The organism is Pseudomonas sp. v388, assembly GCF_003935425.1.
Taxonomy (GTDB): domain Bacteria; phylum Pseudomonadota; class Gammaproteobacteria; order Pseudomonadales; family Pseudomonadaceae; genus Aquipseudomonas.
Genome location: NZ_RHQN01000006.1, coordinates 100,558 through 126,634, shown reverse-complemented (window position 1 = coordinate 126,634; position 26,077 = coordinate 100,558). Strand labels below are relative to the sequence as shown.

The 26,077-nt window shown below is 60.3% G+C and carries 28 protein-coding genes; 21 read left to right on the top strand and 7 right to left on the bottom strand.

What is annotated here, in order from left to right:
- The first annotated feature begins 6 nt into the window (after positions 1-6).
- The 7 genes from EGJ27_RS15405 to hisC all read left to right on the top strand — a co-directional run bounded on the left by EGJ27_RS15405 (position 7) and on the right by hisC (position 5,852).
- Entirely contained in the window at positions 7-660 is a 654-nt protein-coding gene (locus EGJ27_RS15405) for a phospholipid-binding protein MlaC (protein WP_125831614.1), read from the top strand.
- Entirely contained in the window at positions 657-962 is a 306-nt protein-coding gene (locus EGJ27_RS15400; protein WP_125831613.1) for a lipid asymmetry maintenance protein MlaB, read from the top strand. Before EGJ27_RS15405 ends, EGJ27_RS15400 begins: the two co-directional genes overlap by 4 nt.
- A 113-nt stretch (positions 963-1,075) precedes the next feature.
- Positions 1,076-1,315: a BolA family protein gene (locus tag EGJ27_RS15395; RefSeq protein WP_125831612.1), complete on the top strand. Its 240-nt coding sequence runs from the start codon at positions 1,076-1,078 to the stop codon at positions 1,313-1,315.
- Positions 1,316-1,337: 22 nt separating this feature from the next.
- Entirely contained in the window at positions 1,338-2,603 is a 1,266-nt protein-coding gene (gene murA / locus EGJ27_RS15390; protein WP_125831611.1) for a UDP-N-acetylglucosamine 1-carboxyvinyltransferase, read from the top strand.
- A gap of 90 nt (positions 2,604-2,693) precedes the next feature.
- A complete protein-coding gene (gene hisG, locus EGJ27_RS15385; protein WP_125831610.1) occupies positions 2,694-3,329 on the top strand; it encodes an ATP phosphoribosyltransferase in 636 nt (211 codons plus the stop codon).
- A gap of 123 nt (positions 3,330-3,452) precedes the next feature.
- Positions 3,453-4,799: a histidinol dehydrogenase gene (gene hisD, locus EGJ27_RS15380; protein ID WP_125831609.1), complete on the top strand. Its 1,347-nt coding sequence runs from the start codon at positions 3,453-3,455 to the stop codon at positions 4,797-4,799.
- Entirely contained in the window at positions 4,800-5,852 is a 1,053-nt protein-coding gene (hisC, locus tag EGJ27_RS15375) for a histidinol-phosphate transaminase (RefSeq protein WP_125831608.1), read from the top strand. It begins immediately after the preceding gene.
- Positions 5,853-5,900: 48 nt separating this feature from the next.
- Here hisC and algW read toward each other — a convergent pair whose 3' ends face one another.
- Positions 5,901-7,079 (bottom strand): Do family serine endopeptidase AlgW, encoded by a 1,179-nt coding sequence (gene algW / locus EGJ27_RS15370; RefSeq protein WP_125831607.1) that lies wholly within the window; start codon positions 7,077-7,079, stop codon positions 5,901-5,903.
- A 111-nt stretch (positions 7,080-7,190) separates the two neighbouring features.
- On the opposite strand from algW, the gene EGJ27_RS15365 reads away from it, so the two are divergent.
- From EGJ27_RS15365 to cysN, 3 genes are all read left to right on the top strand, one after another.
- A complete protein-coding gene (locus tag EGJ27_RS15365; RefSeq protein ID WP_125831606.1) occupies positions 7,191-7,949 on the top strand; it encodes a Nif3-like dinuclear metal center hexameric protein in 759 nt (252 codons plus the stop codon).
- A gap of 160 nt (positions 7,950-8,109) precedes the next feature.
- Positions 8,110-9,027, top strand: coding sequence for a sulfate adenylyltransferase subunit CysD (gene cysD / locus EGJ27_RS15360; protein WP_025261761.1), 918 nt, complete (start codon positions 8,110-8,112; stop codon positions 9,025-9,027).
- 117 nt (positions 9,028-9,144) lie between these two features.
- Positions 9,145-11,043: a sulfate adenylyltransferase subunit CysN gene (cysN, locus tag EGJ27_RS15355; RefSeq protein WP_125831605.1), complete on the top strand. Its 1,899-nt coding sequence runs from the start codon at positions 9,145-9,147 to the stop codon at positions 11,041-11,043.
- Between the two features lie 225 nt (positions 11,044-11,268).
- Here cysN and EGJ27_RS15350 read toward each other — a convergent pair whose 3' ends face one another.
- Entirely contained in the window at positions 11,269-11,703 is a 435-nt protein-coding gene (locus EGJ27_RS15350) for a YhcB family protein (RefSeq protein WP_125831604.1), read from the bottom strand.
- A 145-nt stretch (positions 11,704-11,848) separates the two neighbouring features.
- Between EGJ27_RS15350 and EGJ27_RS15345 the strand changes: the two genes are divergently transcribed.
- The 3 genes from EGJ27_RS15345 to zapE all read left to right on the top strand — a co-directional run bounded on the left by EGJ27_RS15345 (position 11,849) and on the right by zapE (position 15,011).
- Positions 11,849-12,478 carry an alpha/beta hydrolase gene (locus tag EGJ27_RS15345; protein WP_125831603.1) on the top strand — a complete coding sequence of 210 codons (630 nt, stop codon included), beginning with the start codon at positions 11,849-11,851 and terminating at the stop codon, positions 12,476-12,478.
- 27 nt (positions 12,479-12,505) lie between these two features.
- On the top strand, positions 12,506-13,855 hold the full coding sequence (locus EGJ27_RS15340) for a tryptophan--tRNA ligase (protein WP_125831602.1): 1,350 nt from the start codon (positions 12,506-12,508) through the stop codon (positions 13,853-13,855).
- 61 nt (positions 13,856-13,916) lie between these two features.
- Complete coding sequence (zapE, locus tag EGJ27_RS15335) at positions 13,917-15,011, top strand: cell division protein ZapE (RefSeq protein ID WP_125831601.1); 1,095 nt, start codon at positions 13,917-13,919, stop codon at positions 15,009-15,011.
- Between the two features lie 42 nt (positions 15,012-15,053).
- Here the strand turns inward: zapE and EGJ27_RS15330 are convergent, their stop codons facing one another.
- A complete protein-coding gene (locus EGJ27_RS15330) occupies positions 15,054-15,950 on the bottom strand; it encodes a GlxA family transcriptional regulator (protein ID WP_177523043.1) in 897 nt (298 codons plus the stop codon).
- A 444-nt stretch (positions 15,951-16,394) separates the two neighbouring features.
- Between EGJ27_RS15330 and rplM the strand changes: the two genes are divergently transcribed.
- The 7 genes from rplM to EGJ27_RS15295 all read left to right on the top strand — a co-directional run bounded on the left by rplM (position 16,395) and on the right by EGJ27_RS15295 (position 21,346).
- Positions 16,395-16,823 carry a 50S ribosomal protein L13 gene (gene rplM, locus EGJ27_RS15325; RefSeq protein ID WP_004881525.1) on the top strand — a complete coding sequence of 143 codons (429 nt, stop codon included), beginning with the start codon at positions 16,395-16,397 and terminating at the stop codon, positions 16,821-16,823.
- Between the two features lie 14 nt (positions 16,824-16,837).
- A complete protein-coding gene (gene rpsI, locus EGJ27_RS15320; RefSeq protein ID WP_074753897.1) occupies positions 16,838-17,230 on the top strand; it encodes a 30S ribosomal protein S9 in 393 nt (130 codons plus the stop codon).
- A 253-nt stretch (positions 17,231-17,483) separates the two neighbouring features.
- Positions 17,484-18,077 (top strand): ubiquinol-cytochrome c reductase iron-sulfur subunit, encoded by a 594-nt coding sequence (gene petA / locus EGJ27_RS15315; RefSeq protein WP_125831599.1) that lies wholly within the window; start codon positions 17,484-17,486, stop codon positions 18,075-18,077.
- Positions 18,077-19,288 (top strand): cytochrome bc complex cytochrome b subunit, encoded by a 1,212-nt coding sequence (locus EGJ27_RS15310; protein WP_125831598.1) that lies wholly within the window; start codon positions 18,077-18,079, stop codon positions 19,286-19,288. Before petA ends, EGJ27_RS15310 begins: the two co-directional genes overlap by 1 nt.
- Positions 19,288-20,073 carry a cytochrome c1 gene (locus tag EGJ27_RS15305; protein ID WP_125831597.1) on the top strand — a complete coding sequence of 262 codons (786 nt, stop codon included), beginning with the start codon at positions 19,288-19,290 and terminating at the stop codon, positions 20,071-20,073. The genes EGJ27_RS15310 and EGJ27_RS15305 overlap by 1 nt, the downstream gene beginning before the upstream one ends.
- Before the next feature lie 224 nt (positions 20,074-20,297).
- The gene (locus EGJ27_RS15300) at positions 20,298-20,915 is read left to right on the top strand and encodes a glutathione S-transferase N-terminal domain-containing protein (protein ID WP_125831885.1); all 618 of its coding nucleotides are present in this window, start codon (positions 20,298-20,300) and stop codon (positions 20,913-20,915) included.
- Between the two features lie 17 nt (positions 20,916-20,932).
- Complete coding sequence (locus EGJ27_RS15295; protein WP_125831596.1) at positions 20,933-21,346, top strand: ClpXP protease specificity-enhancing factor; 414 nt, start codon at positions 20,933-20,935, stop codon at positions 21,344-21,346.
- 53 nt (positions 21,347-21,399) lie between these two features.
- Here the strand turns inward: EGJ27_RS15295 and EGJ27_RS15290 are convergent, their stop codons facing one another.
- The 4 genes from EGJ27_RS15290 to EGJ27_RS15275 all read right to left on the bottom strand — a co-directional run bounded on the left by EGJ27_RS15290 (position 21,400) and on the right by EGJ27_RS15275 (position 24,921).
- Positions 21,400-21,978 carry a BON domain-containing protein gene (locus EGJ27_RS15290; RefSeq protein WP_125831595.1) on the bottom strand — a complete coding sequence of 193 codons (579 nt, stop codon included), beginning with the start codon at positions 21,976-21,978 and terminating at the stop codon, positions 21,400-21,402.
- Positions 21,975-22,568, bottom strand: coding sequence for a phosphoheptose isomerase (locus EGJ27_RS15285; protein WP_125831594.1), 594 nt, complete (start codon positions 22,566-22,568; stop codon positions 21,975-21,977). The genes EGJ27_RS15290 and EGJ27_RS15285 overlap by 4 nt, the downstream gene beginning before the upstream one ends.
- Positions 22,569-22,735: 167 nt before the next feature.
- Entirely contained in the window at positions 22,736-23,107 is a 372-nt protein-coding gene (locus tag EGJ27_RS15280; protein WP_125831593.1) for a YraN family protein, read from the bottom strand.
- Positions 23,107-24,921 (bottom strand): penicillin-binding protein activator, encoded by a 1,815-nt coding sequence (locus EGJ27_RS15275; protein WP_125831592.1) that lies wholly within the window; start codon positions 24,919-24,921, stop codon positions 23,107-23,109. The genes EGJ27_RS15280 and EGJ27_RS15275 overlap by 1 nt, the downstream gene beginning before the upstream one ends.
- Positions 24,922-25,147: 226 nt before the next feature.
- Here EGJ27_RS15275 and rsmI point away from each other — a divergent pair, with 226 nt between their 5' ends.
- Complete coding sequence (rsmI, locus tag EGJ27_RS15270; RefSeq protein WP_125831591.1) at positions 25,148-26,020, top strand: 16S rRNA (cytidine(1402)-2'-O)-methyltransferase; 873 nt, start codon at positions 25,148-25,150, stop codon at positions 26,018-26,020.
- Positions 26,021-26,077 lie beyond the last annotated feature (57 nt).

Here is a 26,077-nt window from a genome sequence, read left to right as displayed (position 1 = left end):
CTTCAAATGATCTCTATTCTGCGCCGTGGCCTGCTGATATTGCTGGCTGCCATGCCTTTGCTGGCCAACGCGGCAGCGACCCCGTCGGCCCATGACCTGGTGGACCGCACGACCAAGGAACTGCTGAGCGACCTGGCTCAAAACAGAGAGCAGTACAAGGCCAATCCCGGTGCCTTCTACGATGCCCTGAACCGCATCGTCGGCCCGGTGGTGGATGCCGACGGCATCTCCCGCAGCATCATGACCGTGAAGTATTCCCGCAAGGCGACCCCTGCGCAGATGCAGCGCTTCCAGGAAAACTTCAAGCGCAGCCTGATGCAGTTCTATGGCAACGCCTTGCTGGAGTACAACAACCAGGGCATTACCGTTTCGCCTGCCAAGGATGAAGGCGCTGATCGCACCAGCGTCGAAATGCAGGTCAAGGGCAACAACGGCGCGGTCTATCCGGTTTCCTACACGCTGGAGAAAATCTCCGGTGAGTGGAAGGTGCGCAACGTGATCATCAATGGCATCAACATCGGTAAGCTGTTCCGTGATCAGTTCGCCGACGCCATGCAGCGCAACGGCAACGATCTGGACAAGACCATCGATGGCTGGGCCGGCGAAGTCGCCAAGGCCAAGGAAACCACCGATGAAGCCGCACAGAAGACCGCGCAATGAGCGAGACCGCAGTCCGTCTCGTCGGGCCGGGTGAGTTGAAGCTGGTTGGCGTGCTGGATTACCGCACCGGGCCGCAACTGCGCAAGCAGGGCGCGGCCTTGATCAAGTCCGGCGATCTGCCGAGCCTGACCCTGGATTGTTCCGGTGTGGAGAAATCCAGCAGTGTGGGCCTGGCGCTGGTGCTGGCGTTCATGCGTGACGCCAGCGAAGCCGGCAAGTCGATCAAGGTCCAGTCGCTGCCCGAAGACATGCGCAAGATTGCCCAGGTGTCCGGTTTGAACGAGTTGTTGGACATCCATTAACAGGTCCGACGGAAAAGCCCTTTGTCTGGCACCCCTTTGCCGGGGTTCGCATAGCATGGGCTTTTTTGTATGATGGCCGACCCGCGCGCGTCCGGCGCCGATCGAGGTTAAGCATGCAGGCTGTAGAAGTTAAGAGCTTCCTTGAAGGAAAGCTGCCCGAAATCAAGGTGGAAGTTGAAGGCGAAGGCTGCAACTTCCAGCTGAACATTATCAGTGACGAGCTGGCCAGCCTGAGCCCCGTCAAGCGTCAGCAACAGATCTATGCCCATCTGAACCCTTGGATTGCCGATGGCAGCATCCACGCGGTGACTATGAAATTTTTCAGCCGCGCTGCCTGGGCCGAGCGCACCTGAGCCAATTGGTGTCGAGATTCTAATGGATAAATTGATTATTACCGGCGGCGTTCGTCTTGATGGCGAAATCCGCATTTCCGGTGCAAAGAACTCTGCCTTGCCGATTCTGTCGGCAACCTTGCTGGCCGATGGGCCGGTAACCGTTCAGAACCTGCCGCACCTGCACGACATCACCACCATGATCGAGCTGTTCGGCCGCATGGGCATTGAGCCTGTGATCGACGAGAAGCTCAGCGTCGAAATCGACCCGCGCACCATCAAGACCCTGATCGCACCTTACGAGCTGGTGAAAACCATGCGTGCGTCGATCCTGGTACTTGGCCCGATGGTCGCCCGCTTCGGCGAAGCTGAAGTCGCGCTGCCCGGCGGTTGCGCCATTGGTTCGCGTCCGGTCGATCTGCACATCCGTGGCCTTGAAGCCATGGGTGCGATCATCGATGTCGAAGGCGGCTACATCAAGGCCAAGGCCCCGGAAGGCGGCCTGCGCGGCGCGAACTTCTTCTTCGATACCGTGAGTGTGACCGGTACCGAAAACATCATGATGGCCGCCAGCCTGGCCAACGGCCGCAGCATCCTGCAAAACGCGGCGCGCGAGCCTGAGGTCGTCGATCTGGCGAATTTCCTGATCGCCATGGGTGCGAAAATCCAGGGCGCGGGCACCGATACCATCATCATCGACGGCGTGAAGCGCCTGGGTTCGGCCACCTACAAGGTGATGCCTGACCGTATCGAAACCGGCACCTATCTGGTCGCCGCTGCCATCACCGGCGGCCGCGTCAAGGTCAAGGACACCGATCCGACCATCCTCGAAGCCGTATTGCTCAAGCTTCAGGAAGCTGGCGCCGAGGTAACGACCGGCAACGACTGGATCGAGCTGAACATGCACGGCAAGCGTCCGAAAGCCGTCAACATTCGCACCGCCCCGTACCCGGCGTTCCCGACCGACATGCAGGCGCAGTTCATCTCCCTCAACGCCATTGCCGAAGGCACCGGCGCCGTGATCGAGACGATCTTCGAAAACCGCTTCATGCACGTGTATGAAATGCACCGCATGGGCGCGCATATCCAGGTCGAAGGCAACACCGCCATCGTGACCGGCACCGAAACCCTCAAGGGCGCGCCGGTCATGGCGACCGACCTGCGTGCTTCGGCCAGCCTGGTGATCTCGGCGCTGGTGGCCGAAGGCGACACGCTGATCGACCGCATCTACCACATCGACCGTGGCTACGAGTGCATCGAAGAGAAGCTGCAGATGCTGGGCGCCAAGATCCGCCGCGTTCCGGGCTAGTCTGTTCGATAGTGGATAAACCGCCGCGCTCAGTCGAGCGCGGCGGCTTGCGTCACGACAAGAGTTTCCTGATAAGGACTTACGCTTTCCATGCTGACCATCGCATTGTCCAAGGGCCGCATCCTTGACGACACGTTGCCGCTTCTCGCTGAAGCCGGGATCGTGCCGACCGAGAATCCGGACAAGAGCCGCAAGCTCATCATCCCCACCAGCCAGCCGGACGTGCGTCTGCTGATCGTGCGTGCCACGGATGTGCCGACTTATGTCGAGCATGGTGCCGCCGATCTGGGCGTGGCGGGCAAGGATGTGCTGATGGAATACAGCGGCCAGGGTCTTTACGAACCTCTGGACCTGCAGATTGCCAAGTGCAAGCTGATGACCGCTGGTGCCGTCGGCGCCGTCGAACCCAAGGGGCGTTTGCGCGTGGCGACCAAGTTCGTCAACGTCGCCAAGCGCTACTACGCTGAACAAGGCCGTCAGGTCGATATCATCAAGCTGTACGGCTCGATGGAGCTTGCTCCGTTGATCGGGCTGGCCGACAAGATCATCGACGTGGTGGACACGGGCAATACGCTGCGTGCCAATGGTCTCGAACCCCAGGAACTGATCGCTACGATCAGCTCGCGCCTGGTGGTGAACAAGGCTTCCATGAAAATGCAGCACGCGCGCATCCAGGCGCTCATCGACACCCTGCGCAAGGCAGTGGAGTCGCGACACCGCGGCTGACCCGACCATGCGACGTTGAGTCGCGTCCAGCTATCCGTGTCATAGCCAAATTTCTCAGGTGCCTGCGCGGATAGCTTGGTAGCTTTAGGCTCCTGAGCATCCGCCAATTACTGAGGCCCCGCTATGACCACTTCCACTGCAATACGCCGACTCGATGCTGCCGATCCGGATTTCGCTCGACATCTGGATCATCTGCTGAGCTGGGAAAGTGTGTCCGACGACTCGGTCAACCAGCGGGTGCTCGACATCATCAAAGCCGTGCGTGAGCGCGGTGACGCTGCAGTGGTTGAATTCACCCAGCGGTTCGACGGCCTTGAAGTGGCATCGATGGCTGACCTGATCCTGCCCCGCGAACGCCTTGAACTGGCCCTGACTCGCATTACCGCCGCCCAGCGGGAAGCCTTGGAAAAAGCGGCGGAGCGGGTACGTGTCTACCACGAAAAACAGAAGCAGGACTCCTGGAGCTACACCGAGGCCGATGGCACGGTGCTGGGCCAGAAAGTCACGCCGCTGGATCGTGCCGGCCTGTACGTGCCGGGCGGCAAAGCTTCGTATCCGTCTTCGGTATTGATGAATGCGATCCCGGCTAAAGTGGCAGGCGTTGCCGAGGTGGTCATGGTCGTGCCGACTCCGCGTGGTGAAATCAACGAACTGGTGCTCGCCGCTGCGTGCATCGCGGGCGTCGACCGGGTGTTCACCATTGGTGGCGCACAGGCTGTGGCGGCGCTGGCCTACGGCACCGAAAGCGTGCCCAAGGTCGACAAGGTCGTCGGCCCCGGCAATATCTATGTTGCGACCGCCAAGCGTCATGTGTTCGGTCAGGTAGGCATCGATATGATCGCCGGTCCTTCGGAAATCCTCGTCGTGTGCGATGGCCAGACCGATCCGGACTGGATCGCCATGGACCTGTTCTCCCAGGCCGAGCACGACGAGGATGCCCAGGCCATTCTGGTCAGCCCCGACGCGGCGTTCCTGGATCAGGTCGCCGCCAGCATCAGCAAGCTTCTGCCGACCATGGACCGCGCGACTATCGTCGAAAAGTCCATCAACGGCCGTGGCGCCTTGATCAAGGTGGCCGACATGCAGCAGGCCATCGATGTTGCCAACCGCATTGCACCTGAGCACCTTGAACTGTCGATTGCCGACCCGGAAGCCTGGCTGCCGCAGATTCGCCACGCCGGTGCGATCTTCATGGGTCGCCATACCTCGGAAGCGTTGGGTGATTATTGCGCCGGCCCCAACCACGTGCTGCCGACCTCAGGCACCGCGCGGTTTTCCTCGCCATTGGGCGTATACGACTTCCAGAAGCGCTCGTCGATCATCTATTGCTCGCCGCAAGGCGCTTCCGAGCTGGGCAAGACCGCTTCGGTGCTGGCCCGTGGCGAATCGTTGAGCGGCCACGCGCGCAGTGCCGAATACCGCATCACCGACCCCGACTGGAAACCCGGCAGCGCAGAGGATGGCCAATAAATGAGTAAATTCTGGAGCCCTTTCGTCAGCACCCTGGTGCCGTATGTGCCGGGCGAGCAGCCCAAGCTGACGAAGCTGACCAAGCTCAATACCAATGAAAACCCTTATGGGCCGTCGCCCAAGGCCATCGAGGCGATGCGCGGCGCGTTGACCGACGACCTGCGCTTGTACCCGGACCCTAACAGCGACCTGCTCAAGCAAGCCGTCGCCAGTTATTACGGCGTACAGACCGGGCAGGTGTTTCTGGGTAACGGTTCCGACGAGGTGCTGGCGCACATCTTTCATGCGCTGTTCCAGCACGACAAGCCGCTGCTGTTCCCGGACATCAGCTACAGCTTCTACCCGGTGTACTGCGGCCTGTACGGTATCGAGCATGAGGCGGTGCCTCTCGATGAGCAGTTCCAGATTCGTGTCGAAGACTATGCAAGGCCCAATGGCGGGATCATCTTTCCCAACCCGAATGCGCCGACCGGTTGTCTGCTGGCGCTGGAGGCAGTCGAGCGCATCCTCAAGGCCAGCCCTGACTCGGTGGTCGTGGTGGATGAGGCTTACATCGACTTTGGTGGGGAAACCGCGATCAAGCTGGTCGACCGCTACCCGAACCTGCTGGTGACCCAGACGCTGTCCAAATCGCGGTCCCTGGCCGGATTGCGTGTTGGCCTCGCGGTGGGCCATCCGGATCTGATCGAAGCGCTGGAACGGGTCAAGAACAGCTTCAATTCTTATCCACTGGATCGGCTGGCCAATGTCGGCGGTGCCGCGGCGTTTGAAGATCGCGAGTACTTCGAGTTCACCTGCAAGGCGGTGATCGACAGTCGCCAGGCCTTGGTCGAGCAACTCAAAGGCAAGGGGTTTGAGGTGTTGCCGTCGGCGGCCAATTTCATCTTCGTCCGTCACCCGCAACATGACGCTGCGGGCCTGGCGGCCAGGCTACGTGAGCAAGGCGTGATCGTGCGGCACTTCAGGCAGGCGCGGATCGCTCAGTTCCTGCGTATCAGCATCGGGACGCCGGAGCAGCATCAGGCCTTGCTGGATGGTCTGGGCGACCTCTGAAGGGTAAAAAAAACCCCGCCGTTCCGAGAACGGCGGGGGTTTTGGGTTCTACTGTTTTGCCGCCGGCGCCGGTGCCGGCGTGGGGGCCGCAGGAGCGGGCGGGGGACGCATGCCGACTTCCGCGCTGAGGCGCAATTCCTTGCCGTTGCGCATCACGTCAATCGCGATCTTGTCCTTGGGCCGCACGCGGGCGACCTGATTCATCGAACGACGCCCGTCGCCCGCAGGCTCGCCGTTGATGCTCAGAATCACATCTCCCAGCTGCAAACCGGCTTTCTGCGCCGGACCATCACGGAAAATCCCCGCCACCACAATGCCCGGTCGATCCTTCAAGCCGAAAGATTCGGCCAGCTCCTGAGTCAAGGGTTGAACTTCGATCCCCAGCCAGCCACGAATGACCTGACCGTGTTCGATGATGGACTTCATGACGTCCATCGCCAGCTTGGTCGGAATCGCGAAACCGATGCCTTGCGAGCCGCCGGATTTGGAAAAGATTGCCGTGTTGATGCCGGTCAGGTTGCCGGTGGCATCGACCAGAGCACCGCCGGAGTTGCCGGGGTTGATGGCGGCGTCGGTCTGGATGAAGTCTTCATAGGTGTTCAGGCCAAGCTGATTACGCCCGGTTGCACTGATGATCCCCATGGTCACGGTCTGGCCGACGCCGAACGGGTTGCCGATGGCCAGCGCCACGTCGCCGATGCGGATGCCGTCCGAGCGGGCGATGGTGATCGACGGCAGGTTCTTGAGGTCGATCTTGAGCACCGCCAGATCGGTTTCCGGGTCGTTGCCGATCACCCGGGCGATGGTCTCGCGTCCGTCCTTGAGTGCCACGACGATCTGGTCGGCGCCGGTCGTCACGTGGTTGTTGGTCAGCAGGTAGCCTTCGGGGCTCATGATCACGCCTGAACCCAGGCTCGATTCCATGCGCTTCTGTTTGGGGGTGTTGTCACCGAAGAAGCGGCGGAACTGCGGGTCTTCGAAAAGCGGGTTGCTGCTTTTGTTCACCATTTTGGTGGTGTACAGGTTGACCACCGCAGGTGCTGCGGCGCTGACGGCATCGGCATAGGACGAAGGCCCCTGCAGGATGTTGGTCGGCTGCGCGGCCTGTTGCAGATTCACGTCCAGGCTTGGCAGCCCGACCCATTCTGGATAACGCTGGATGATTAGCAGGGCAATAAGCACACCGGCCAGCAATGGCCAGCCGAAAAAACGCAGTGCCTTGAACATTGAGCAAGTCCTGGTAGTGGCAGGCGCGAAATAATTAGTCACAGGCGCGCCATAATGGCGGGCATTATACGAGTACAAAGCAGCTCTGAACTGCATATTTAGGAGACTTTTATGGCTGTTGCCCTGAGCACCCTGGTTGAAGAAGCCGACCGCTATCTCAACAGTGCACGGATCCAGGATTACTGCCCGAATGGCTTGCAGGTGGAAGGTCGTCCGCAGGTGATGCGCATCGTCAGCGGCGTGACGGCCAGCCAGGCATTGCTGGATGCCGCGGTCGAGGCCCAGGCGGATCTGATCCTGGTTCATCACGGTTACTTCTGGAAGGGCGAGAACCCCTGCGTCGTCGGCATGAAACAGCGCCGGCTCAAGACGCTGCTCAAGCACGACATCAGTCTGCTGGCATATCACTTGCCGCTGGACGTGCATCCGGAGGTCGGCAACAACGTGCAACTGGCGCGGCAGCTGGATATCACCGTCGAAGGCCCGCTGGACCCTGACAACGCACGGGTCGTCGGTCTGGTGGGTTCGCTCGCGGAACCGATGACACCACGCGACTTCGCTCGCCGGGTCCAGGAGGCACTGGGGCGTGAGCCGCTATTGATAGAAGGCAGTCAGATGATCCGGCGCGTGGGCTGGTGCACCGGCGGCGGGCAGGGTTACATCGACCAGGCCGTGCTTGAAGGCGTGGACGTTTTCCTCAGTGGCGAGGCCTCGGAGCAGACCTTCCACAGCGCGCGGGAAAACGACATCAGCTTTATCGCGGCCGGCCATCATGCCACTGAACGCTATGGTGTCCAGGCCCTTGGCGACTATCTGGCGCGGCGCTTTGCCGTCGAACATATCTTCATCGACTGCGCCAATCCGATCTGATCGTCCAAACGTGCGGGCATATCGATAGATCGTTTCGATATAGACCTGTCGCTGATAAGGCCGTATCGAGCATGATAAAGTGCGCGGCTCGAACACGGCCCGCTGGCCGCTCCGGGCATAGAAAGCCCGGCCCATAACGAATTGCAATCCGTGAGTACCCATGGTCGACAAACTGACGCATCTGAAACAGCTGGAGGCGGAAAGCATCCACATCATCCGCGAGGTCGCCGCCGAGTTCGATAACCCGGTGATGCTGTACTCGATCGGCAAGGATTCGGCCGTGATGCTGCACCTGGCACGCAAGGCCTTCTTTCCGGGCAAGCTGCCGTTTCCGGTCATGCATGTCGATACCCGCTGGAAATTCCAGGAGATGTACCGTTTCCGCGACAAGATGGTCGAGGAAATGGGCCTGGACCTGATTACCCACGTCAACCCCGATGGCGTTGCGCAGGGCATCAACCCGTTCACCCACGGCAGCGCCAAGCACACCGATATCATGAAGACCGAGGGCCTCAAGCAGGCGCTGGACAAGCATGGTTTCGACGCAGCTTTCGGCGGCGCGCGGCGTGACGAGGAAAAATCCCGCGCCAAGGAACGCGTCTACTCGTTCCGCGACAGCAAACACCGCTGGGACCCGAAGAATCAGCGCCCTGAGCTGTGGAACGTGTACAACGGCAACGTCAACAAAGGCGAGTCGATCCGCGTATTCCCGCTGTCGAACTGGACCGAGCTGGACATCTGGCAGTACATCTACCTGGAAGGCATCCCGATCGTACCGCTGTATTTCGCCGCCGAGCGCGATGTGATCGAGAAGAACGGCACGCTGATCATGATCGACGATGACCGCATCCTCGAACACCTGACCGACGAAGAAAAAGCGCGCATCGTCAAGAAGAAGGTGCGCTTCCGCACCCTGGGTTGCTACCCGCTGACCGGTGCTGTCGAGTCCGAGGCCACCAGCCTGACCGACATCATCCAGGAAATGCTTCTGACGCGAACGTCCGAACGCCAGGGCCGAGTCATCGACCACGACGGCGCAGGCTCCATGGAAGAGAAAAAACGCCAGGGCTATTTCTAAGCGGCAAGTGAGCGGCTTCGGGCTACGGCCTGAAGCGCACTTGAATTAACAGGTTTACTGACTGGTTGTACGCCGACAAGCTTGCCGCTTGAAGCTTGCAGCCTGGAGCTCCAATAGATGAGTCACCAATCCGATTTGATCAGCGAGGATATCCTCGCCTATCTGGGCCAGCACGAACGCAAGGAAATGCTGCGTTTCCTGACCTGCGGCAACGTCGATGACGGCAAGAGCACCCTGATCGGGCGCCTGCTGCACGACTCCAAGATGATCTATGAAGATCACCTGGAAGCCATCACCCGCGATTCCAAGAAATCCGGCACCACCGGCGACGATGTGGACCTGGCCTTGCTGGTGGACGGCCTGCAGGCCGAGCGCGAGCAGGGCATCACCATCGATGTGGCCTACCGTTACTTCTCCACCGCCAAGCGCAAATTCATCATTGCCGATACGCCCGGTCATGAGCAGTACACCCGCAACATGGCAACCGGCGCCTCGACCTGCGACCTGGCGATCATTCTGGTCGACGCCCGCTACGGCGTGCAGACCCAGACCCGTCGCCACAGCTATATCGCTTCGCTGCTGGGCATCAAGCACATCGTTGTCGCCATCAACAAGATGGACCTCAACGGTTTCGACGAAAGCATTTTCGAGTCGATCAAGGCCGACTACCTGACGTTTGCCGAAGGCCTGGCGTTCAAGCCGACCACCATGGCTTTCGTTCCGATGTCCGCGCTCAAGGGCGACAACGTGGTGAACAAGAGCGAGCGTTCGCCCTGGTACACCGGCCAGTCGCTGATGGAAATCCTTGAGACCGTGGAAATCGCCAACGATCGCAACTATGCGGACCTGCGGTTCCCGGTGCAGTACGTCAACCGCCCGAACCTGAACTTCCGTGGTTTTGCCGGTACTCTGGCCAGCGGCATCGTGCACAAGGGCGACGAGATCGTCGTGCTGCCGTCGGGCAAGAGCAGCCGCGTCAAGTCTATCGTCACGTTCGAGGGCGAGCTGGAGCACGCCGGTCCAGGCCAGGCCGTGACCCTGACCATGGAAGACGAGATCGACATCTCTCGCGGCGACCTGCTGGTCCACGCCGACAACGTCCCGCAGGTCAGCGATGCGTTCGACGCCATGCTGGTGTGGATGGCCGAAGAGCCGATGCTGCCGGGCAAGAAATACGACATCAAGCGTGCAACCAGCTATGTGCCGGGCTCGATCGCCAGCATCACTCATCGCGTGGATGTGAACACTCTGGTCGAAGGTCCGGCCAGCTCGCTGCAACTCAACGAGATCGGTCGCGTCAAGATCAGCCTCGACGCGCCCATCGCGCTGGATGGCTATGACAGCAACCGGACCACTGGTGCGTTCATCGTCATCGACCGCCTGACCAATGGCACCGTTGCCGCAGGCATGATCCTCGCCAAGCCGGTTTCCACCGGTGGTTCGCAGCATCATGGCCAGCTGGCTCATGTTTCCACTGAAGAGCGCGCCCAGCGCTTCGGCCAGCAGCCGGCCACCGTGTTGTTCAGCGGCCTGTCGGGCGCCGGCAAGAGCACCCTGGCCTATGCGGTCGAGCGCAAGCTGTTCGACATGGGCCGTGCGGTCTACGTGCTGGACGGCCAGAACCTGCGTCACGACCTGAACAAGGGCTTGCCGCAGGACCGTGCCGGGCGCACCGAAAACTGGAGCCGTGCCGCCCACGTGGCGCGCCAGTTCAACGAAGCCGGCCTGCTGACCCTGGCCGCTTTCGTGGCGCCGGACGCCGAAGGTCGTGAACGCGTCAAGGCGTTGATCGGCAAGGAACGCTTGCTGACCGTCTACGTCCAGGCCTCGCCGGCTGTCTGCCGCGAACGCGATCCACAGGGCCTGTACGCCGCCGATGGCGACAACATTCCTGGCGAGTCCTTCCCTTATGACGTGCCGCTGGATGCCGATCTGGTGATCGACACCCAGACGCTGAGTGTGGAAGAGAGCGTCAAGCAGGTGCTGGAGCTGTTGCGTAGTCGCGGCGCGATCTAACGATCAGCTGTACAGAAGCCCCGACAGGACGAACGTTCCGTCGGGGCTTTTTTTATCCGTCCAGATTAGTGGGTGCTATCGACCCCTTCGCGGACAAGTCCGCTCCCACATGATCGGTGCATAACCCGTGGGGCGGCAGTTCCGGTCGTCTCCCTGGAGAGCTGGTGATGCAAAAAAACCCGCCATTCTCACGAGTGGCGGGCTTTGGGTGTGGCTGGTCGGGCGTTACTTCTTCAAGCCGTAGTGCTCGTCGAGCATGCCTGGGGTGTTGGGCGATTTCGGAGCGTAGTCCTTTGGCGCTTCCGTATCGCGCGGTGGGGTCAGGCGGTCGCGCGGGGCGGTGTTCGCGTCCGGATGCAGCGCTGCCAGCAGGCGTTGACGGGTGATTTCGTCAAGGGCCAGGTGGTTGGCGCCCTCGGCGAGATGCTCCTGCACATCGTGATAGCTTTGCGACAGTTTCTGTACCAGGGTAGCCGTGCTGTTGAAGTGAGTGACCACCTCGTTCTGATAGGCATCGAAACGCTCCTGAATATCATCCAGCTGGCGCTGGGTGCTGTTCGGAACGGTGTTGGGCAGCAGACGTGCGGCCAGGAAACCAATGACGACACCGGCAACCAGGGCGAGAGTCGGCAACAACCAAACTAAGAGCGAGTGTTCCACGAGTCCTTCCTCTATAAACGGCTTTGCTTTACGTTAACGGCTCGAACCTGCGCTGTATACCCGCGACGCGTCGTTGATATGCCAGCCACAGACATTCAGCTAGACGTGTCGACCCATTTCGAGGTCACGGAGTTCTATTCTACCCATGCGTGAGACCCCTGTTTTTATCGACGGCCCCGAAGGCCAGCTTGAAGCACTCTATCAGGACCTGCCCGATGCCAAGGGCATCGCGCTGATTTGCCATCCTAACCCGATTCAGGGCGGAACGATGCTCAATAAAGTGGTCTCCACGTTGCAGCGCACCGCGCGCGACCAGGGACTGATCACCTTGCGCTTCAATTACCGCGGCGTCGGCGCCAGTGCCGGCACCTCCGTGGCAGGTCCGGGCGAGATCGATGATGCCCAGGCTGCGGCGCAATGGTTGCGTGACCAGCACCCGGATCTGCCAATGACGCTGTTCGGCTTTTCCTTCGGCGGCTATGTGGCCGCCAATCTCGGTGGTCGCCTCGAAGCGCAGGGCGAAAAGCTCACCCATCTGTTTCTGGTGGCTGCGGCAGCGTCGCGTTTGTCGGACCAGAGCGTGCTGCCGCAGGACTGCCCGCTGACCATCATCCAGCCGGAAACCGACGAAGTCATCGATCCTGAATCGGTCTACGCCTGGTCTGCTGCGCTGCAACGCCCCCATGAGCTGCTGAAAGTGGCAGAATGCGGACACTTTTTTCACGGCAAGCTGACCGACCTGAAAGATCTGGTCGTTCCGCGCCTGTCGAACTGATTGCAGCATCTGGATAAGCGACCCGCCATGACCACTCGTATCCTGACCGGTATTACCACCACCGGCACTCCTCACCTGGGCAACTACGCCGGCGCGATTCGTCCGGCCATCGTCGCCAGCCGCCAGCCCGGTGCGGACTCGTTCTACTTTCTGGCCGACTATCACGCCCTGATCAAATGCGATGACCCGCTGCGCATCCAGCGCTCGCGTCTGGAAATCGCCGCGACCTGGCTGGCTGCCGGCCTGGATGCCGACCGCGTGACGTTCTACCGCCAGTCCGACATTCCGGAAATCCCTGAGCTGACCTGGCTGCTGACCTGCGTGGCCGCCAAGGGCCTGCTCAACCGCGCCCATGCGTACAAGGCGTCGGTGGACAAGAACGTCGAGACCGGCGAAGACCCGGACGCGGGCATTACCATGGGCTTGTACAGCTATCCGGTATTGATGGCTGCCGACATTCTGATGTTCAACGCCCACAAGGTGCCGGTCGGCCGTGATCAGATCCAGCACGTCGAAATGGCGCGGGATATTGGTCAGCGCTTCAACCATCTGTTCGGCAACGGCAAAGAGTTCTTCGTCATGCCCGAAGCGCTCATCGAAGAAAGCGTCGCCACCTTGCCTGGCCTGGATGGCCGCAAGATGTCCAAGAGCTACGACAACACCATTCCGTTGTTCAGCAGCGCCAAGGACATGAAAGATGCCATTTCCCGCATCGTCACCGACTCCCGTGCGCCAGGCGAAGCGAAGGACCCGGACAACTCGCACCTGTTCACGCTTTATCAGGCGTTCGCCACACCGGAGCAAGTCGCCGCGTTCCGCTCCGAACTGTTGCAGGGTCTGGGTTGGGGCGAAGCCAAGAATCGTCTGTTCACGCTGCTTGATGGCGAGTTGAGCGAGGCGCGGGAGAAATACAACGCGCTGATCCAGCGTCCTGCCGATCTGGAAGATATTCTGCTGGCCGGCGCTCAGAAAGCTCGCCGCGTCGCGACGCCGTTCCTTGAGCAACTGCGCGAGGCGGTTGGCTTGCGTTCCTTCCGCAGCGTGGCCCAGGTCGCCGAGACGGGCAAGAAGAAAGCCGCCAAGGGCGCGCGTTTCGTCAGCTTCCGCGAAGACGACGGCAGTTTCCGCTTCCGCCTGTTGGCCGCAGATGGCGAACAGCTGGTGTTGTCGCGCAGCTTCGCCGATGGCAAGGCTGCCGGAGCGGTCAGCAAGCAGCTGCAACAGGGCGGTGAATTGGACGTGCGCGCCGAAGATGACCGCTTCACTCTATGGCTCGACGGCGCCTGCGTCGCCGACAGCCCCGCGTTCGCCGATGCCGGCGCACGCGACGTCGCTATCCAGACGCTCAAGTCGGCGCTCGCTCCTCAACAGGACTGATTGCCATTCCCCGGGGCCGTCGCTACAGTGACGGCCCGTTTTTGTTGCCTTGCTAACGAATATGACGCCTCTAGAACGATATCAAGCTGATCTGAAACGCCCGGATTTCTTTCACGATGCCGCACAGGAAAATGCCGTGCGTCATTTGCAGCGCCTGTACGACGATCTGGTGGCCGCCGGCGACAGCAAGCCGGGTCTGTTCGGCAAGTTGTTCGGCAAGAAAGAGCCGGCCCTGGTCAAGGGACTGTACTTCTGGGGCGGCGTAGGCCGTGGCAAGACTTACCTGGTCGACACCTTTTTCGAGGCTCTGCCGTTCGAGCAGAAAGTCCGCACTCACTTCCACCGCTTCATGAAGCGCGTGCACGAAGAGATGAAGACCCTCAAGGGCGAGAAAAACCCGCTGACGCTCATCGCCAGGCGCTTTTCCGACGAAGCGCGGGTGATCTGTTTCGACGAGTTCTTCGTGTCCGACATCACCGACGCCATGATTCTCGGCACTCTGATGGAAGAGCTGTTCAAGAATGGCGTGACCCTGGTCGCCACGTCCAACATCGTGCCCGACGGCCTGTACAAGGATGGCCTGCAACGTGCGCGCTTCCTGCCGGCCATTGCACTGATCAAGCAGAACACCGATATCGTCAACGTCGACAGTGGCGTGGATTATCGTCTGCGCCACCTGGAACAAGCCGAGCTGTTCCACTTCCCGTTGAACGAAGCGGCCCAGGAAAGCATGCGCAAGAGCTTCAAGGCGCTGACCCCGGAATGCGCGCAGACCGTCGAAAACGACGTGCTCATGATCGAGAACCGGGAAATCCGCGCGTTGCGTACCTGTGACGACGTGGCCTGGTTCGACTTCCGCGAACTATGCGACGGCCCGCGCAGCCAGAACGACTACATCGAACTGGGCAAGATCTTCCATGCCGTGCTGCTCAGCGGCGTCGAGCAGATGAACGTCTCCACCGACGACATTGCACGGCGCTTCATCAACATGGTCGACGAATTCTACGACCGCAACGTCAAGCTGATCATCTCGGCCGAGGTCGAACTCAAGGACCTCTACACCGGCGGCCGCCTGATGTTCGAGTTCCAGCGCACCCTCAGCCGGTTGCTGGAAATGCAGTCCCATGAGTTCCTCGCTCGGGCGCACAGGCCTTAGGGCAAGCGCTGAGCACGCTTGTGCTTGCAGCTTGCCGCTCGCTCATGCCGCCTGCTGAAACTGCTGCCGATACTGATTCGGCGACAGCTCGGTGTGCTGCCGGAACAGGCGGGCAAAGAAGCTGGCGTCGTCGTAACCCACTTCGTAGCTGATGGTCTTGATGCTCTTGCGCGTGCCGGAGAGCAGGCCTTTGGCGGTTTCGATCCGCAGCCGTTGCAGGTAGTGCAGCGGCTTGTCACCGGTCGCGGTCTGAAAGCGGCGCATGAAATTGCGGATGCTCATCCCGTGGTCGCGTGCCACGTCTTCGAAGCGAAACTTGTCCGCGAAGTGCTCTTCGAGCCAGTGCTGGATCTGCAGAATGATCACATCCTGATGCAGCTTCTGTCCGCCAAAACCGATCCGGCCGGGTGAGTAGCTGCGGCGTACTTCATAGAGAATGTCGCGGGCCACGGCCTGGGCGATGCTGGCGCCGCAGAAACGCTCAATCAGATAAATGTAGAGATCACAGGCCGACGTGGTGCCGCCGGCGCAGTACAGGTTGTCCGCGTCGGTCAGGTGTTTCTCCTGATTGAGCAGTACGTTGGGGTAGCGCTCGGCAAAGGCATTGAAGAAGCGCCAGTAGGTCGTGGCCTCCTTGCCGTCCAGCAGGCCTGCCTCGGCCAGCCAGAACACGCCCGTCGCCTCCGCGCACAACACCGCCCCGTTGGCGTGTTGTTCGCGAAGCCAGGGAATGACTTGCGGATAGCGCTGGGAAAGCACCTCGAAATCATCCCAGAAGGCCGGGATCACGATGATGTCGCATGGCCCCAGCTGACCGTCCACCGGCAGCGTGACGTCGCTGAAGCTGTGGACGGGAAGACCGTCGGGACTGACCAGTCGGGTTTCAAAAGCCGGGACCAGGCCTTGGCCCAATTGCTTGCTGTAGCGCAGGCTGGCCAGATGAAAAAAATCCTTGGCCTGCATCAGGGTCGAGGCGAACACCTTGTCGGTGGCCAGAATGTTGACGCGCCGCAGATACGCGGAGGGTGGGATCGGCATATTCTTTTCTTTGTTCTTATAGGGTTTATTGGTCAGGTAACGGCTGGATCGTCTTATTTTTCGCCGCGCCTGTCCAGCCTTGCCCTGTTGCCGGAAACGTCCGCTGCGGTGCCTGCGCTGCGGATTCAAAAATCTGGTTGAGGATATTTTCGCAGCCTGTATAATCCGCCAGCTCTTTGCAGTGGAAGTGATGCGCCGTCTGCCGAAGAATCTTGCCGTATAACGGACGCGCTGACCCGAGCCCCCGATAGCGTCTGTTTCCGGCTGCCTTTGACTTGTCAAAGTACGCACTATTCAGTAAGATCCGCCGTCTAATTTTCAGGGCGGCCCCTGAGGCTATAAAGAATGAAAACTTTTACTGCTAAACCGGAAACAGTTAAGCGCGACTGGTTCGTCGTCGACGCTGCTGGTCAGACCCTGGGTCGTCTGGCCACCGAAATCGCGAGCCGTCTGCGTGGCAAGCACAAGCCGGAATACACTCCGCACGTCGATACCGGCGATTACATCGTCGTCATCAACGCCGAGCAGATCCGCGTTACCGGTGCCAAGACTACCGACAAGATTTACTACTCACACTCCGGTTTTCCGGGCGGGATCAAATCGATCAACTTCGAAAAGCTGATCGACAAAGCTCCTGAGCGCGTGATCGAGACCGCGGTCAAAGGCATGCTGCCTAAGAACCCGCTGGGTCGCGACATGTATCGTAAGCTGAAAGTCTATGCGGGCGCTGTACACCCTCATACTGCTCAGCAGCCCCAAGAACTGAAGTTTTAACGGAATAGTTCATTATGTCGGCGACTCAAAATTACGGCACTGGCCGTCGCAAGACCGCAACCGCACGCGTTTTCCTGCGTCCGGGCACTGGTAACATCTCGATCAACAACCGTTCCCTGGACACGTTCTTCGGCCGTGAAACTGCCCGCATGGTAGTTCGTCAGCCGCTGGAACTGACCGAGACCGTTGAAAAGTTCGACATCTACGTCACCGTTATCGGTGGCGGCGTAAGTGGCCAGGCTGGCGCAATCCGCCACGGTATCACTCGCGCTCTGATGCAGTACGACGAGACTCTGCGCGGCGCACTGCGTAAAGCAGGCTTCGTCACTCGTGACGCTCGTGAAGTTGAACGTAAGAAAGTCGGTCTGCGTAAAGCGCGTAAGCGTCCGCAGTACTCGAAGCGTTAATTCGTTTCTTCGTTCAAGAAGAACGCCCGCTCCTCACGGAGTCGGGCGTTTTTTTATGCCTGTTAATTATGTGTGACAACGTGACACACGGCTGGAAGCCACGGTTTACAACATATCCTACTTTTAGTGAGGTCTTATGACCTTGTTTGTTGAAGGGTTTTTCATTTACCATCCGGCGAAATTTATAACAGCTAGATTGTTATGAAGTAGACGCCTGATTGATCAGGCCACATAGCGGATGGGAGAGGACGGAATGAGCAATGACGGCGTGAATGCAGGCCGGCGTCGCTTCCTCGTGGCAGCCACATCTGTGGTGGGTGCTGCGGGAGCGGTGGGGGCGGCGGTCCCGTTCGTGGGGTCATGGTTCCCCAGTGCCAAGGCCAAAGCGGCGGGAGCGCCGGTCAAGGTGAACATCAGCAAGATCGAAGCCGGGCAGCAGATGGTTGCCGAGTGGCGAGGCCAGCCGGTATTCATCGTTCGTCGTACCCAAGAGATCCTGGATAACCTCGGCAAGCTCACGGGCCAGTTATCCGACCCCGAGTCCAAAGCCTCAGTCCAGCCCGACTACGTCGACCCCAGCCTGCGCTCGATCAAGCCGGAAATCCTGCTGCTGGTCGGCATCTGCACCCACCTTGGCTGCTCGCCAACCTTCCGTCCTGAAGTTGCACCTGCCGACCTTGGCAAAGACTGGGTCGGCGGCTATTTCTGTCCGTGTCACGGCTCTCATTACGATCTGGCCGGTCGGGTCTACAAATCGCAGCCCGCGCCTCTGAATTTGCCGGTGCCGCCACATTCCTATGAGTCGGACAGTGTCATCGTCATTGGCGTCGATAAGGAGGGTGCGTGATGAGTAAATTCATGGATTGGGTGGATGCTCGCTTTCCTGCCACCAAAATGTGGGAAGACCACCTCAGCAAATACTACGCCCCGCGTAACTTCAATTTTTTCTACTACTTCGGTTCGCTCGCCTTGCTGGTGCTGGTAAACCAGATATTGACGGGCGTCTGGCTGACCATGAGCTATACGCCGACGGCCGAAGGCGCGTTTGCCTCGGTCGAATACATCATGCGCGACGTCGAGTACGGCGCCATCCTGCGCCTGTTGCACTCCACCGGCGCATCGGCGTTCTTCATCGTCGTCTATCTGCATATGTTCAGGGGGCTGTTGTATGGCTCCTACCAGAAGCCGCGCGAGCTGGTCTGGGTGTTCGGTATGTTGATCTACCTGGCTTTGATGGCTGAAGCCTTCATGGGTTATCTGCTGCCATGGGGCCAGATGTCCTACTGGGGAGCACAGGTCATCATCTCGCTGTTCGGCGCCATTCCACTCATCGGTGACGATTTGACGCAATGGATTCGCGGCGATTACCTGATCTCGGGCATCACCCTCAACCGCTTCTTCGCCCTGCACGTCGTGGCCCTGCCGATCGTGATCCTCGGGCTTGTGGTCCTGCACATCCTGGCGCTGCACGAAGTGGGCTCCAACAACCCCGACGGCGTCGATATCAAGAAGCTCAAGGATGAAAACGGCAAGCCGCTGGATGGCATTGCCTTTCATCCGTATTACACCGTCAAAGACATCGTCGGTGTAGTGGTGTTTCTGTTCGTGTTCTGCTCGATTGTGTTCTTCTTTCCGGAAATGGGCGGTTACTTCCTGGAAAAGCCGAACTTCGAAGCGGCCAATGCTTTCAAGACGCCCGAACATATCGCGCCGGTCTGGTACTTCACGCCGTTCTACGCAATCCTGCGGGCAATCCCCGACAAGCTCATGGGAGTGATGGCGATGGGGGCGGCGATTGCGGTGTTGTTCGTGCTGCCGTGGCTTGACCGCAGCCCGGTCAGATCCATGCGCTACAAGGGCTGGCTGAGCAAAACAGCGCTGCTGGTGTTCTGCGTCGCTTTCGTGATCCTGGGCGTACTGGGTGTACTGGCGCCTACGCCGGGCCGCACTCTGCTGTCCCAGATATGCACCTTTCTCTACTTTTCCTACTTCATTCTGATGCCGTTCTATACCCGGCTCGAGAAGACCAAACCGGTTCCAGAAAGGGTGACTGGCTGATGAAAAAGTTACTGGTTGTATGGCTTCTTGCGGTGCTGCCTGTCGTCTGTTTCGCCGCCGAACATGGCGCCAGCGAGCTGGAAAGCGTGGACATCGATGTCTCGGACAAGGCGGCAATGCAGGACGGCGCACGCACCTTTGCCAACTATTGCATGGGCTGCCACAGCGCCAAGTACCAGCGGTACGAACGCGTGGCGGATGATCTGGGCATTCCCCACGAGATGATGCTGGAAAAGCTGGTATTCACCGGGGCAAAGATCGGCGATCACATGAATATCGGCATGTCGCCAAACGATGCCAAGACCTGGTTTGGCTCCGCGCCGCCGGACTTGACCCTGGTGGCGCGGGTGCGCGGCACTGACTGGCTCTACGGTTATCTGCGCTCGTTCTATGAAGATCCGGCGCGTCCCTGGGGTGTCAACAACAAGGTCTTCCCCAATGTCGGCATGCCGAACGTTTTGGTCGGTCTGCAGGGCCGGCAGGTTATCGGCTGCAAGCAAGTGCAAGTGGTGGAGGACGGCAAGAAACAATACGACCCGCTGACCGGCGCGCCGCTGACGCACGAGGCGTGCGACCAGCTGACCATCGTGCCCAAGACCGGCAGCCTGAGCGAAGAGCAGTTCGACGAGAAGATCAAGAATCTGGTGACCTTTCTCGCCTACTCGGCCAACCCGGTTAAACTGCAGCACCAGCGAATTGGTACCTACGTGTTGCTGTACCTGGCCTTCTTCTTCGTATTCGCCTATCTGCTCAAGCGCGAGTACTGGAAGGACGTTCACCACTGATCGGCACGGGATCACCGTTCAACAAAGCGCTCCAGAGCGTCTCGATAGCTGAATATCGCGGTGCGGGTAACGTATCAGCACAAGATTGCAGAATTTACATCGCGTAAATGAGCTATCTTGTCGCCCGCGACGAACACCTGCCTGGGTCCATTCGTTATCGAAGGCGCCGCTGGGGCGCCTTTGTTTGTCTGTTCGATCAATTTCAACAAGCGAGGAGGATCGCCATGGGCGTGACCAACCGGTTGGCCTGTTACTCCGACCCCGCCGACCACTATTCCCACCGCGTGCGCCTGGTGCTCGCTGAGAAGGGTGTCAGCGCCGAGATCATCGACGTTGCGGCGGGGCGGCAGCCGCCTCAACTCATCGAAGTGAACCCGTATGGCAGCGTGCCGACCCTGGTCGACCGTGACCTGGCCTTGTACGAGTCCATGGTGGTGATGGAATACCTGGATGAGCGCTACCCACATCCGCCGCTGATGCCGGTCTATCCGGTAGCGCGCGGCAACAGCCGGCTGCTGGTCCACAGGATCCAGCGTGACTGGTGTGGTCTGGTGGATCTGATTCTGGATCCGCGCTCCAAAGAGGCTGCCCGCGTGCAAGCCCGAAAAGAGCTGCGTGAAAGCCTGACCGGCGTTTCACCGTTGTTTGCGGACAAGCCTTTTTTCCTCAGTGACGAGCAAAGTCTCGTCGATTGCTGTCTACTGCCCATACTCTGGCGTTTGCCAGTCCTGGGTATCGAGTTGCCGCGGCCTGCCAAGCCGCTGCTTGATTATATGGAACGCCAATTCGCGCGTGAGGCCTTTCAGTTGAGTCTGTCTGCCGCCGAACGCGAGATGCGCTAAGGCTTAAGGAGCCGTTGATGAACTCCAGTCGCCCTTATCTGGTTCGTGCTCTTTATGAGTGGATCGTCGATAACGATTGCACCCCGCATGTGCTGGTCAATGCAGAATACCCATCCGTGCAAGTGCCCCAAGGCTTTGCCAACGATGGACAGATTGTCCTGAACGTTTCGCCAAGTGCCGTGCGTCACCTGCACATGGATAACGACGCGGTCAGTTTCGAAGGCCGCTTCGGCGGCGTGCCGCATTCGCTGTATGTGCCTGTGGCTGCGATCCTGGGCATCTATGCCCGGGAAAACGGTCAGGGCATGGTGTTCGACCTCGAAGCGCCGATGGGTGAGGACGAGGAAATCGAGCTGGACGACGATGCGCCGCCTCCGGACAGTGAGCCACCGCGACCAAGCGGCCGGCCAAGTTTGAAAGTGGTGAAATGAAAAAAGGCGATCCGGATGGATCGCCTTTTTCATGGTCGTCGTGAAGGCGCGGATCAGTCGATGTATTCGAACAGCTTGACGATCTTCTGCACGCCGCCGACGCCCTGTACCAGGCTGGTTGCGCGGTTCGCTTCGTCCTGGGTCACCAGGCCCAGCAGGAAGACGATGCCGTTCTCGGTCACGACCTTGATGCGCGAGCCTGGGATCGAATTGTCGGCCAGCATCTGGGTCTTGATCTTGGTGGTCAGCCAGGCGTCGTTGTTGCGGGCCAGCAATGAGGAGGGCGCCATCACCTGGATTTCGTTATTGACCTTCTTCACGCGCTGAACGGCGGCGGCCGCCTGTTCGGCGGTAGCCTTGAGGTCTGCGCGAGGCGTCTGGCCGGCCAGCAGCACGATGCCGTTGAAGCTGGTGACGACGATATGCGAGCCTTCGGCGAGGTCCGGATGGGCCTTGGAAATATTGACGGCGGCCTTGGTCTCGATCAGTGAATCATCGATCTTGCTGCCGATGGTGCGCGTGCCACGGTCGTCGTCGATCGGCTTGTCGCGAGCCGCCGTTAGGACCGAGCTGCAGCCGCTGAAGCCGAGGCACAGGGTCAGGACCAACAGGCTGAGGCGATTAGGGGTCATTCTTCACTCCCGAACAGTTGGCTGTCGATCAAATCGCAAAGGCAATGGATCGCCAGCAGATGGACTTCTTGTATGCGGGCCGTGACATTGGCCGGTACGCGGATTTCCACGTCCTCAGGCAGCAACAGCGAGGCCATGCCGCCGCCGTCGCGTCCCGTCAATGCTACGACAATCATTTCACGATCATGTGCGGCCTGGATGGCTTGAATAATGTTTGCCGAGTTGCCGCTGGTGGAAATCGCCAGCAGGACATCACCCGGTTGCCCCAGGGCGCGGATCTGCTTGGAGAAAATCTCGTTGTAGCTGTAATCGTTGGCGATAGAGGTGATCGTCGAGGTATCGGTGGTCAGCGCGATGGCCGGCAGGCTCGGCCGTTCGCGTTCGAAGCGGTTGAGCAGTTCCGAGGAAAAATGCTGGGCATCACCCGCAGAGCCGCCATTGCCACAGGCCAGCATCTTGCCCTCGTTCAGCAGAGCGTTGACCATCACCTGGCTGGCTTGCTCGATATACGGAGCAAGGACTTCCATCGCCTGTTGCTTGGTGTCGATGCTGGCCTGGAAGAGCCGGCGGATTCGGGATTGCATGTCCATCAATGTGACCTTAATGAGAGCGTACTGCGGCTGGTCGTGGCGCCCGGGGTTACCGGAAGCTGCCCGGCACACTGCGTGTGCGGCCTGCAAAAGAACAAATAGCGAAATCGGGGTTCAAGGCATCGTTGCGCGCGGCGCCAGGCTTCAAGCAGCGAATGCCGGGCGAGTCAACTGTCGAAAGCGTTCTGGACCCAATTCAACGGAGCGGCGTCATGCGGGTCTCCGTCGACCGCGATCACGTCGAAACGACAAGGGTGATCGGCCCACTGGGGCTCCTGTTGCAAGAACAGTTGTGCGGCCAGAATCAGCCGTTCCTGCTTGCGAAAATCGACGCTGCCCATGGCTCCGCCCCACTCTGAATGGCGGCGGTAGCGAACTTCGACGAATACTACTGCATCGCCGTCGAGCATGACTAGATCAAGCTCGCCGCGTTTGCATAACCAGTTTCGCGTGATCAGCTGCAGACCCTGCTGCTGGAGGTACAGCAGGGCGTAGGCTTCCGCCTCTCGCCCTGCCTGTTGCCGGGTACCGCGTTGCATCAAGGCGCAGTGTCGGGAAGGCGCTGGATCTTGCCGTCAACGAACTCGGCCCATGGCAGCTGGCGTTCCACGCGGCGGCTGGGGTTCATGCTCAGGCTGCCGGACAGACCGTCGATGCGGCTTTCAGGCAATGCCTTGAGTTGAGCCAGGCGCGGCGCCAGACGATAGGCATCGATACCCATCGCATACAGCCGGCCAAGACTGCCTGCCGCTTGCGGCCATTGGGCTGTGACTTGCTGGCGCAGCGGATCGTTGGCGTTGAGCAGCCAGGGGGTTTCGCAGAAGCGCACACCGTTGAGGTCCATGTACATGGCCTGGTCGTTGCTGTTGGTGAACAGATGCGACGTGGCGTAGACCGGAACGTCGCCGGCGTACTGGAAAACCATGGTCGGTTTGATCTGCTGGGCTTGCTGAGGCGTGGCGGCCAGGAACATGAAGTCGATGTCCTGGCGACGTGCGGGCTGGGCGGCGACTTGGGTGCCGACAGTGCTTTGCACGCGCTGGGCACGGCCTTCGCTCTTGCGCAGCTGGAACAGGTCGGCGACCTGCTGGGCCAGCGCCACCGGCTGATCGACGTGTTCGGCGGCGATGAGAGTACCGCCCTTGGCTTGCCAGCTCTGGCGGAACGCTTCCAGAACGCGGTCGCCCCATTCACCTTTCGGCACCATGGCCACGGCGCTGCGCTTGCCGTCGGCCCAGGCACGACGAGCCACTTCGCGGGCCTCGTCCTCGGCGGCGAGGCCGAACTGGAACAACTGCGCAGGCCCTTCAGTGCCCGCATCGCTGTAGTTCAGCGCCAGCGTGGTGACAGGCAGTTGTTCACGGCTACTCAACTGTTTGACCAGATTCTTTTCCAGCGGGCCGACCACCAGTTGCACACCGGCGGCTTTGGCCTGGTTGTAGAACTCATCCATGGAGGTGATGCGCGAGCTGTCGAAAACCTGAATGGCCGGTGGGTTCTGACCGGCTTGTTGAGCCTGGAAATGTGCAGCCATGAAGCCTTCACGCAGGGCCTTGGCGACGGAAGCCAGTTGGCCTTCCTGCGGTAACAGCAGAGCAATTTTGGTCAGCGGCTCGCTGGTCAGGGCGCGCAACTGGGCAAGGGTGGTCGGCAGCTGTGCGGCGGCTGGATGTTGCGGGTGCCCGGCTTTCCAGGTGTCGATCGCAGCCTGCTGCTGTTCGAGCGTACCGGCGCCCTTGACCGAGCGAGCCAGATCAAGCCAGCCGCCCATGTCGTCCGTCGAGGTGCTCTGGAGCTGATCGGCAGGCAGCGCGGCAACCAGCGCCCAGATGGCGTCATTGTTGGCCAGGGCGTCCGGACCTTGCAGCAATGGGCCGGCAAATACGCGTTCGCTGGCGGCCGGGAGGGTCTGGCCGTCGGCTTCCAGGGCGCGGGCCTTGACCATGTGCGTGCGAACCTGTTGTTCGACGGACAGCTCGCCGAGGCGCTGCATGCTCGGATGATTCAAGGCGGTCAACGCCGCTTTGGGCTGATTACGTCCCAGCGCAAGCTCGGCGGACAGGGTGCTGGCAAATACCTGCAGGCCCGGCTTGAGCTGGTCCATCTGCACTTGCCCCAGAATCTGCGCGGCGCGGCCGGCATCGTTCCGGCGGTTGGCCAGGTCCGCAGCGCTCAGGCGCAGCGTGGCGGCCTCTTGCGGGGTCTTGGCGGCAGCGGCCTGGTCGAGCAGTTGCTCGATAGTGGCGTCGGGAGTGCGAGGCAGTTCACCGAGACTGGAGGAGGGTGAGCTGGCGCAGGCAGCCAATAAGGCAGCGAGGCAGAGGGCAGAGAACAGCCGCAGGCAAGCGATCATGTATGTGTTCCTGATACTCAAGCGAATTAGCGGAGAATTGTACCCAAGCACTGGCCGGGGTGCGACTTCGATGGTGTTCTAAAGCGGTGATGCCGTAATACAGTCTGATCGTCCATGTCGTTCCTTTTTATTACTTCCCAGGTGGCGTGCGCCGTTTGTCGAGCCTGTAGCCTGTACAATGCCTTTTTTTCAAGACATCAGGACTTACAAACATGAGGTCTGCGCTTTGACTGCCCCGGTTGCTTCGAATTCCGCCCCAGGCTCGCTTTATGTAGTGGCCACGCCGATCGGCAATCTGGACGACATGAGCGTGCGGGCATTGAAGGTGTTGCGTGAAGTGGCATTGATTGCCGCCGAGGATACCCGTCATTCGGCGCGCCTGATGCAACATTTCGGCATCGGCACACCGCTGGCGGCCTGCCATGAACACAATGAGCGCGACGAGGGCAGCCGATTCATCACCCGCTTGCTGGCCGGCGACGACGTGGCGTTGATTTCCGATGCGGGCACTCCGCTGATCTCCGATCCGGGCTACCACCTGGTTCGTCAGGCGCGGGCGGCGGGTATTGCAGTGGTTCCGGTGCCCGGTGCCTGCGCGCTGATCGCTGCGCTGTCGGCTGCGGGCCTGCCGTCGGATCGTTTTATCTTCGAGGGTTTCCTGCCCGCCAAGGCGGTCGGCCGTCGGGCCAGGCTGGAGCTGGTCAAGGAAGAACCGCGCACCCTGATCTTTTATGAGGCGCCGCATCGGATTCTTGAGTGCCTGCAAGACATGGAGCTGGTGTTCGGTGCCGATCGCCCGGCGCTGCTGGCTCGCGAGCTGACTAAAACCTTCGAGACGCTCAAGGGTTTGCCCTTGGGTGAGTTGCGGGCGTTCGTCGAGTCCGACAGCAACCAGCAGCGGGGCGAATGCGTTGTGCTGGTGGCCGGCTGGACGCTTCCGGAAGATGAAGACGCGGTCGGCTCCGAAGCCCGGCGCATCCTGGATCTGCTGCTCGAAGAGATGCCGCTCAAGCGTGCGGCGGCCCTTGCCGCGCAGATTACCGGCGTGCGCAAGAACCTGCTGTATCAGGTCGCACTGGACAAGCAGAGCGGCGAATAAGCAGATTTTTCAAGGACTCGCGCGCCACTATCGGGCTATTAAAGCTTGTCCTCGGCG

Excerpts from the sequence above, each read along its gene's own strand:
- EGJ27_RS15405 (WP_125831614.1), top strand. The coding sequence starts at position 7 with ATGATCTCTATTCTGCGCCGTGGCCTGCTGATATTGCTGGCTGCCATG.
- EGJ27_RS15400 (WP_125831613.1), top strand. The coding sequence starts at position 657 with ATGAGCGAGACCGCAGTCCGTCTCGTCGGGCCGGGTGAGTTGAAGCTG.
- EGJ27_RS15395 (WP_125831612.1), top strand. The coding sequence starts at position 1,076 with ATGCAGGCTGTAGAAGTTAAGAGCTTCCTTGAAGGAAAGCTGCCCGAA.
- murA (WP_125831611.1), top strand. The coding sequence starts at position 1,338 with ATGGATAAATTGATTATTACCGGCGGCGTTCGTCTTGATGGCGAAATC.
- hisG (WP_125831610.1), top strand. The coding sequence starts at position 2,694 with ATGCTGACCATCGCATTGTCCAAGGGCCGCATCCTTGACGACACGTTG.
- hisD (WP_125831609.1), top strand. The coding sequence starts at position 3,453 with ATGACCACTTCCACTGCAATACGCCGACTCGATGCTGCCGATCCGGAT.
- hisC (WP_125831608.1), top strand. The coding sequence starts at position 4,800 with ATGAGTAAATTCTGGAGCCCTTTCGTCAGCACCCTGGTGCCGTATGTG.
- algW (WP_125831607.1), bottom strand. The coding sequence starts at position 7,079 with ATGTTCAAGGCACTGCGTTTTTTCGGCTGGCCATTGCTGGCCGGTGTG.
- EGJ27_RS15365 (WP_125831606.1), top strand. The coding sequence starts at position 7,191 with ATGGCTGTTGCCCTGAGCACCCTGGTTGAAGAAGCCGACCGCTATCTC.
- cysD (WP_025261761.1), top strand. The coding sequence starts at position 8,110 with ATGGTCGACAAACTGACGCATCTGAAACAGCTGGAGGCGGAAAGCATC.
- cysN (WP_125831605.1), top strand. The coding sequence starts at position 9,145 with ATGAGTCACCAATCCGATTTGATCAGCGAGGATATCCTCGCCTATCTG.
- EGJ27_RS15345 (WP_125831603.1), top strand. The coding sequence starts at position 11,849 with ATGCGTGAGACCCCTGTTTTTATCGACGGCCCCGAAGGCCAGCTTGAA.
- EGJ27_RS15340 (WP_125831602.1), top strand. The coding sequence starts at position 12,506 with ATGACCACTCGTATCCTGACCGGTATTACCACCACCGGCACTCCTCAC.
- zapE (WP_125831601.1), top strand. The coding sequence starts at position 13,917 with ATGACGCCTCTAGAACGATATCAAGCTGATCTGAAACGCCCGGATTTC.
- rplM (WP_004881525.1), top strand. The coding sequence starts at position 16,395 with ATGAAAACTTTTACTGCTAAACCGGAAACAGTTAAGCGCGACTGGTTC.
- rpsI (WP_074753897.1), top strand. The coding sequence starts at position 16,838 with ATGTCGGCGACTCAAAATTACGGCACTGGCCGTCGCAAGACCGCAACC.
- petA (WP_125831599.1), top strand. The coding sequence starts at position 17,484 with ATGAGCAATGACGGCGTGAATGCAGGCCGGCGTCGCTTCCTCGTGGCA.
- EGJ27_RS15310 (WP_125831598.1), top strand. The coding sequence starts at position 18,077 with ATGAGTAAATTCATGGATTGGGTGGATGCTCGCTTTCCTGCCACCAAA.
- EGJ27_RS15305 (WP_125831597.1), top strand. The coding sequence starts at position 19,288 with ATGAAAAAGTTACTGGTTGTATGGCTTCTTGCGGTGCTGCCTGTCGTC.
- EGJ27_RS15300 (WP_125831885.1), top strand. The coding sequence starts at position 20,298 with ATGGGCGTGACCAACCGGTTGGCCTGTTACTCCGACCCCGCCGACCAC.
- EGJ27_RS15295 (WP_125831596.1), top strand. The coding sequence starts at position 20,933 with ATGAACTCCAGTCGCCCTTATCTGGTTCGTGCTCTTTATGAGTGGATC.
- EGJ27_RS15290 (WP_125831595.1), bottom strand. The coding sequence starts at position 21,978 with ATGACCCCTAATCGCCTCAGCCTGTTGGTCCTGACCCTGTGCCTCGGC.
- EGJ27_RS15285 (WP_125831594.1), bottom strand. The coding sequence starts at position 22,568 with ATGGACATGCAATCCCGAATCCGCCGGCTCTTCCAGGCCAGCATCGAC.
- EGJ27_RS15280 (WP_125831593.1), bottom strand. The coding sequence starts at position 23,107 with ATGCAACGCGGTACCCGGCAACAGGCAGGGCGAGAGGCGGAAGCCTAC.
- EGJ27_RS15275 (WP_125831592.1), bottom strand. The coding sequence starts at position 24,921 with ATGATCGCTTGCCTGCGGCTGTTCTCTGCCCTCTGCCTCGCTGCCTTA.